This is a genomic window from Candidatus Methylacidithermus pantelleriae, assembly GCF_905250085.1.
Classification (GTDB): domain Bacteria; phylum Verrucomicrobiota; class Verrucomicrobiia; order Methylacidiphilales; family Methylacidiphilaceae; genus Methylacidithermus; species Methylacidithermus pantelleriae.
On record NZ_CAJNOB010000042.1, the window covers coordinates 1 to 7,322 of the forward strand.

Here is a 7,322-nt window from a genome sequence, read left to right on the forward strand (position 1 = left end):
TAGCCAACGCGGCCATCGCATCGGATCTCACTCAAACTCTCTATCACGAGGGAAAGAAAACAGTAGCGGACGTTGTTCAAATGCGCTTGCAGAAGGAACAAGCTGAAGCCGCTCTTCGAGAAAATCTTCTCCGCATCTTGAGCCTGAGAGCCCGGTTGTACTTTCTGTCGGGTCGCCTGGATGATTCGAATGTTATGGTTTTGATGAGGGACATTTTCCCATGACGTCCGACAGGGACATTTCCCCTTCTTATAATCCACTTTTCGGGCTCATTCGTTTTTTTACAGAGTCCAAGGTAACTCCTCTCCTGATTATAGCTTCTGTCGTTTTAGGATACTTGGCGCTTGTCCCACTACCCAGGGAGGAGGAACCCCAAATTGTTGTTCCGATTTTTGACGTTTTCGTGGCTTTCCCGGGAGCCACCCCGGAGGAAATTCAGAAGAGGATCATCGATCTTGGGGAGCGGAAATTCTGGGAGATCTCCGGTGTCGAATATGTTTATTCGACTGCGGAGCCTAGCGGCGCTCTTTTTATCGTCCGCTTCCGAGTCGGTGAGGACATGGAAAAGAGCCTGATCAAACTATATACTAAAGTCTACTCCAATCTTGATTATTTACCGCCCGGTGCTTCCGTGCCTTTGATCAAGCAAAGGTCCATAGATGATGTCCCAATCTTGGCAATGACTTTTTACAGCCGAGACCGCACGCCGATGGAACTCCGCCGGATTGTGGCGTCTGTGCGGGATAAAATTAATGCCATCCCCAACGTGTCGGAAACCACAATTATTGGCGGCCGAAAAAGGGTGTTTCACGTATTTTTCGATGTCGACAAGTTACGAGAGCACTTCATTACTCCGCTCGATCTAGTACGACACATTCAAGGAACAAACGTTCGGAGACCCTCGGGCCGCTTAGAGACGCGGCCGACGGAGGTGGAGGCGGAGGCGGATTCATTTGTGACGCAAAAAGAGGATTTAGAAAACGTGGTGGTAGGTGTCAGCGGTGGAAACGTCGTTCGCTTGAAGGATGTTGCAGCTGTTGTAGACGGCCCCGACGAGGAGGAGCGACGCGTTACGTTTTGTTGGGGCCCTAAGGGGCCCAAAGATGCAGTCAAGAGCCCAGTAAGCGCGGTTACGTTAGCCATAGCCAAGCGGAGAGGGTCGAATGCGACGGAGCTATCCGGAAAGATTCTCCAGGCGGTGAGTCAACTTCGAGGAACCGTTATTCCGGAAGACGTTCGGTTTGTGGTCACGCGGAATTATGGGGAAACGGCTGCAGAGAAGGCAAACGAGCTTTTGTTCCACATGGGGTTGGCTGTGTTTGGGGTAGGCTTGCTCATTGCGCTTTCCTTAGGAATTCGGGCGAGCGCGGTTGTGATGATAGCCATTCCAACAACGATGGGTCTGACACTTCTCACTTTTCACATGTTCGGGTTTACGATTAACCGGGTGACGCTTTTCGCTTTGATCTTTACGATCGGGATTTTAGTGGATGATCCCATTGTCGGAGTGGAGAATATTGTGCGGCATATGCATCTACCGAACAGTCGAGGAAAGGGACGATTCGATCTAGTATCCTCGGCGGTAAACGAGATTGTCAGTCCCTTGATTTTAGCGACTCTGGCGGTCATCGCGGCCATTTTGCCTATGGCGTCCGTAGGGGGGTTAATGGGGCCGTATATGCGGCCTATTCCGATCGGGGCTTCAGCAGCCATGATCTTTTCCTTGTTTGTCTCCCTCAGCGTAACTCCGTGGGCGGCCGCCCGATTTCTTCGGAGCTATCGAGAGAGAAAGAAACACCAGAGAGAAGACATTTGGACGAGGATTTACCGCGTGTACATGGGCCCGCTTATTTATTCGCAGCTTTGGAGGAACGTTTTCTTTCTGACTGTTGTGTTGCTTTTGTTAGCATCGGTGGGTTTGGTTTTCCTTCGACTGGTTCGGGTCAAAATGCTGCCGTTTGACAATAAGAACGAGTTTCAAGTGGTTCTGAATATGCCAGAGGGAACGTCGTTAGAGGTAACGGAGCAGGTTTTGTGGCGGATGGCGGCTTTTCTATGAGAGATTCCTGAGGCAAGGGATGTAGAAGTCTATGTGGGATGTAGTGCTCCTTTTAGCTTCAATGGGCTTGTGCGACATTATTTCTTGCGGAATCGACCGTGGCAGGGTGACATTCAAGTGAATCTGGTAGGGAAAAAGGAGCGAAAGCGACAGAGCCACGAAATTGCTGAAAGCGTGCGTCCGTTCATTAATCGACTTGCTGCCGACGTCGGGGCTCATGGGCAAGTGGTGGAGGTTCCTCCGGGGCCGCCAGTGCTTTCGACGCTGGTTCTCGAGATCTATGGACCAGACTTGTCGGAGAGAAGGAAGATCGCCGAAAGCTTGGAGCGTCTTTTGACTCGGACCCCAGGTATTACGGATATTGCTACCTATGAGGCGGTGGAACAACCATTAGCTCGATTTGAAGTTGATAAGGGGAAGGCGTCGCTTAATGGGTTCTCTGCGATAGAGATAGCCGACACTCTTAGAGCGGCTATAGAAGGCGTGAAAGTCGGCCTGGCGCACGTTGAAAGCGAGCCTGAACCAGTGGATATAGTTGTTCGGATGCCCAAGCCGGCGAGGCTCAACTTGGAGACCCTGGGCAAAATTTGTCTTTTCTCTCGCTTTGGCCGCCCGGTTCCATTGGCGTGGGTCACACGACTGGAAGAACGGAGCCAACGTTTGCCGATCTACCACAAGAATCTGTTGCCCGTTTCCTATGTCGTTGCTGATGTCACCGACAGGCTTGGAAGCCCAGTGTACGCGATGCTAACCCTCGCAAACAAGTTGGAAAAACTTCGAACGCCCGACGGGAAATCCTTGGAGATCCTTTATACACACCCCCCACGTCTTGCTAAGGACTGGGCTCTCAAGTGGGATGGGGAATGGCAGATTACTTATGAGGTCTTCCGTGACCTGGGGCTTTCCTTTGCCGCTGTGATCATCCTTATTTTCATTCTCGTGGTTGGATGGTTTCCATCCTTTCGTATTCCTTGGATTGTTATGCTTCCCATCCCCCTATCCCTCATCGGAATTCTTCCAGCCCATTGGATGTTTGGAATGTTTTTTACTGCCACTTCAATGATAGGCTTGATTTCAGGTGCCGGCATTGTCGTTCGCAATGCCATCATTCTGGTGGACTTTATCGAATTAAAGTTGAGGGAAGGAACTTCAGTAGAAGAGGCGGTTATAGAGGCTGGTGCGATTCGCTTCCGCCCGATGCTTTTGACCGCAGCCGCGGTTTTTGTCGGTGCGTCAGTCATCCTTTTTGATCCGATTTTTCAAGGCTTAGCTCTTTCGCTGATGGCGGGTGAGGTTGCCTCAACCCTTCTTTCCCGCACGGCGGTGCCTGTGCTTTACTATGTCATTATGAAACGAGTCGTAGTTCGGGAGACAGCTTTTAGGGGTGTTTAAAGAGAGGATGATGTGGCTAGAGGATAGCAGGGTTGTTGTGTATACCTTTATGGCCTTTCGAGTCCGAAAGCCATAGGTAAGGAAAATCGGATAATGTTGCAAGTTCAAGAGATGTGGAGACAAAATGAGGAAAAATGTAGCGGGATAGTGAGGTCATCCAGAAAAAACCTTCAATAATGCTCTCGAAGTCACCTTACCAACCGATGATAGGCAAACCACCGCCTAACCAAGAGAATCCAGCCTTATCCACCACATTGACGATGACTCTCTCGTCCAATCAACCCTCACCAACCGTTCTCTCACCCCTCCTCTTACCAGCTCCAACGACAAAGGAAAAGTTCAACAAACTTGTGAGAGACGTCTTATAATTCTAACCTGCCGAAAAAGTTTATTTTGTACACAGTGCGTCGAAGACTTTTTCGAAAACGGCAGATACAATGCACTTTCAATTAACAGGATTGCGATTCGGAATCCTCCAAGCGCTCTACGCTAACTCTTACGGAAAGCTTCTGATCGCTTGCTCCCTTAAAGATCCCCCTTAAAGGAGCTACATCCCAATAATCCCTGCCAACGGCAATTTGCACGTGACTGGTGCCTTCCCAAGACTGGTTCGTCGGATCCAGGCCAATCCACTCCCCTGCGGGACTGTAAACTTGCGCCCAAGCATGACTTGCGACCGACAGGTTGGCAAACGTACCGGGAGAAGCCCCTGCCCCCACCGGCTCAATGTAGCCTGATACATAGCGAGCCGGTAGCCCGCGCGCACGCGCAATCGCGATGAGAACATGGGCAAAATCCTGGCACACCCCCTTGCGCTTAACGAGCACCTCCTCTAGCGGAGTTGTAACGTCCGTTGCCCCCGGTTCGTAAGAAAAATGTTCTCCAATATAGTGACTAAGCTGCCAGAGAGCCTCAAAAAAGGGAACGTCGGACGGAAGAAGCTCTTCGGCTAACGCTCGGACATCGGGAAGAAAAGGGACCCGGCGGGATGGGAGCATCCACTCGTAGAGTTCCTTGCGGTTTCGGCAGAGGCTAAGCGCTTGGGAAACGGTTAGATCCTTCACCGTTACACGATCCGGGACCGGACGCGTCTCCACTTCCGAACGAGAAACCACTGTCAGCCGCTCGTGGCGAAACGGAATGGATGCAAACTCTACCCAGTTACCGAAATAATCCGTAAAAAGCTCAAGCGCCACTCGGGGATCTAGTTCGGTTCGATGCTTCCAAACGACTTGCCGGGAAGTGTTGCGGGGCCGAACGCGCAACTCCATGTAGGATTCAAGCGCGGGTCCCGAGTACACGTACTCGGTCCAATGAACAATATGAAACCTCACTGTTGCTTGTCCGATTCCACGTCCAAAGATGCCTGATGGCCAAAACAGTAGTCGTGAAGAATGGGATAGAGGGCGAGCAAGCGGTCAATCCACTCTGCTAACCAGCTTTCTTCCTCGAAGGAGGCAGACCGGTCTTCTCCCTGCAGCCCTGGATCATGCCGCCTGTCTCGACCCTTCCATTCAGCAATGTCCAAGGAGCTCCGCAGATGCCGGACGTAACGGAGCGCCACCTCCTGATTTCCAACCAGAGAATCCAAGCACAGTTCCATTTGCTTAAGACCAAAGGCAACGGACCGAGGAAATTGCGGATCATAGAGAAGCAGCTTTAGGACCGTCGATCGGGAAGCCCGTCCTGGAAAGGAACTCCGGTGTGCATACTGGGCAGCCATCATGCGTAAAAGCGCGTCCCACAGGACATCCTCCTCCGCTAGTGAAACTAAACCGACCGTCGCCGGCGCACTTCGGAGCTGCCACAACACCAGAGCCGTGCATAGCGAGCTTTCCAAATACCAGCCCATGCGGAAAAAAAACCATCCGTCATTGTAGAGCATGTGCTTGTCAAAGACGCCCCAGAACCGGTCCAGTGCTTCCAGCAGCTGGCATACCCAGCGATCGCAGTCCGGATCGGAGCTTCGCTCCCCTTTGAAAACTCCTTCTCCCCGAGTTGCCACGTCATACAAAGCCTCAAGTGCTCCCCAAACTTCCGGCGATAACGCTTCCCGCGAGGCGTACGCATTGCGTTTAGCGGCCTCGATACACGAGCACGCTGAAGAAGGATTGTCGGCGTTCCAAAGGACAGAGTGCGCGAGAGCCTCACTGTGCGGTGCACGATCCGGTGGGAAAACACGACTCCCGTATCCCAAGGTAGACGCCACCGCTTCCCACACAAACCTCCAGGAGCCGGCCCCTACCGTGGGCACCTCGAACTCGAGCTCATCCAAAAACCGGTACATTCGAATGGCTGTCTCCGCCCGCTGTAAGTAACGCCCCATCCAAAAAAGGTTTTCTGCTTGCCGACTCCCCATCCGGGTTCGGCGCAAAAGTTTCCTCACAAAGCGTCGGACCGGTCGCGTTTCCTCTGCTGCCTCGAAGTCTTGCACCCACACATCCTTGAGCCACGACCCTTTTCCCTTTCCGAAAAGGCTTGCGATTCCCACTCCCTCCATCGGAACCCAAGCAATGGCACACGGAAGGACCTGGGGAATCCCGTTCCGATATACCCCAAAGACCCGCAATGCGTACGGCCGAAACACCACTTCCCCGTCGTTCCAAACGGGACGCTTTTCCAAAGAGAGGTTCTCCCAAACAACCTTCCGCACAGGGCTCAAAGCGGGAACACCTTGGGGGACACCCCAAGCATCGGTTACCAGAACGGGTGAATCGGGATCTTCTACGCTATCCCTTGCGCCTGTGCAGCTCAGATCCTCAACGGATACCGAAGGCAGCTTCGGTTCCTCTTGAAAATACCACCGGCACAGGGAAGAGAAGGCCCCGGCCACAAGATGATTTTCGACTAGCTCGCTCCCCAACGGGTTGACCACAGTGAGGGCACCTGCCCGCAAAGCTGAGAGAAGGCCGGGAACTCCACAACAAGAGCTTGGCTCCACACTTACAGGATCAGCGAGCGCCGAAGGGATCCCGCGGTATACGATATTGACCTCTTCGAGCCCACCGACCGTTTTAAAAAAAAGAGCCCGGTCCAGAACCAGAAGGTCATCCCCCCGTACCATGGGAATTCCCATGTGGCGTGCCAGAAGAGCTTGCTGAGTATATGCGGGGGATTCCGGCCCTTCTCCCAAAAGAACCGCTCGCGGACCAGAACGTCCAACTGGAGTAGCCCATTCCAAGCATTCCACTAAAACGACGATGGGATCACGATGGGGCACAAGGGATCGTTCCCCCTGAAGTAGCGGCCGCAAGAGTTCCCAGCTCCATTTTCGGCTTTCCACGGCTAGGGCCGCCTCCGTCGGTATTCCCACGCAATCTCGTAGTACCCGCCATTGTCCCTCACAATCCCGGACCAAATCCACAGCCAGATGAAAGAGATACAAATGGCCTGTTTGAGGAAGATTTACACATTCCCGTAGAAAATTGGGATCTTCATAAATGGGTTCCCATCGTACTACCCCACGCTCTAACACTTCGGCAGAGCCGTAAATATCTTTGAGGAACGCGTTCCAAACCGTTAACCGCTGGACTACCGCTGCTTGGATGTCTTGCCACTGGGTTCTTTCTAACACAATGGGAAGGGGATCCAAAGGATGGCGCATAACGTGCGCTCCCACCTCCCGCTGACCTTCCTCCAGAAGGCCGCGACCCAGGATCCTCCGATAGCGAGTGACCTGCTCCGCCGGCAGCGAGGCAAGAAAATCCAGGATCTTTGCCTCCAATACCGATAGCTTCATAGGCCCTCCGCAAAGAACCCCGCGATTTCCGTTGCCCGAGCAATGGCGACTGTGCCGAGGGCACCATGGGGTGTGGGATGGGGTGGATCGTCGAGAGGGTCACCCACCGGAATGGGGTCGATCCAACGGTCT

Annotated in this window: 3 protein-coding genes and 1 pseudogene; 2 read left to right on the forward strand and 2 right to left on the reverse strand. The window is 53.0% G+C overall.

Going from position 1 to position 7,322, the window contains the following annotated elements:
- Nucleotides 1–224: TolC family protein (locus KK925_RS08395; RefSeq protein WP_174583511.1), on the forward strand; the 224-nt coding region annotated here is incomplete at its 5' end.
- Nucleotides 221–3,451 (forward strand): annotated as a pseudogene (locus tag KK925_RS08400) (efflux RND transporter permease subunit). The gene KK925_RS08395 and the pseudogene KK925_RS08400, both read left to right, overlap by 4 nt.
- A gap of 449 nt (nucleotides 3,452–3,900) precedes the next feature.
- Here the strand turns inward: KK925_RS08400 and KK925_RS08405 are convergent.
- Both KK925_RS08405 and KK925_RS08410 read right to left on the reverse strand, forming a co-directional pair.
- Complete coding sequence (locus KK925_RS08405; protein ID WP_174583512.1) at nucleotides 3,901–4,785, reverse strand: transglutaminase family protein; 885 nt, start codon at nucleotides 4,783–4,785, stop codon at nucleotides 3,901–3,903.
- Complete coding sequence (locus KK925_RS08410) at nucleotides 4,782–7,190, reverse strand: circularly permuted type 2 ATP-grasp protein (RefSeq protein WP_174583513.1); 2,409 nt, start codon at nucleotides 7,188–7,190, stop codon at nucleotides 4,782–4,784. Before KK925_RS08410 ends, KK925_RS08405 begins: the two co-directional genes overlap by 4 nt.
- Nucleotides 7,191–7,322: the final 132 nt, after the last annotated feature.

Excerpts from the sequence above, each read along its gene's own strand:
- KK925_RS08410 (WP_174583513.1), bottom strand. The coding sequence starts at position 7,190 with ATGAAGCTATCGGTATTGGAGGCAAAGATCCTGGATTTTCTTGCCTCG.